Genomic DNA, 238 nt, shown 5'->3' with positions numbered 1-238 from the left:
CAGTTTGTTGGCTTGTTCAGAATTACTGGCTTGAAGTTCCTCAAAAAACTGATCTTGCTCTTTAGATTCTTCAATAAACTGCTTCACTCTAGCAGTCAGTTTTATATTGTTATCTTTAAGTTTTTCATTCTCTTGCTGTAGAGATGTTTTAGATTCCTCTATTGTAGAAAATTGCTTTTTTAAGTCGGTGAGCTGTCGCTGTAACTCAATATTTTCCTCAAAATGGCTAGTTCCAACT

1 protein-coding gene is annotated in these 238 nt (G+C 34.5%); it reads right to left on the bottom strand.

Going from position 1 to position 238, the window contains the following annotated elements; translation table 11 throughout:
- On the bottom strand, positions 1 to 238 hold a 238-nt coding region (locus tag EXE10_RS21700), incomplete at both ends, for a hypothetical protein (RefSeq protein WP_213073877.1).

It is taken from the genome of Acinetobacter sp. WCHAc060033, from assembly GCF_004209125.1.
In the GTDB taxonomy this organism is placed as follows: Bacteria; Pseudomonadota; Gammaproteobacteria; order Pseudomonadales; family Moraxellaceae; genus Acinetobacter; species Acinetobacter wuhouensis.
Note: the sequence above shows the minus strand (reverse complement) of the source record. Positions and strands in the feature narration are given on the sequence as shown.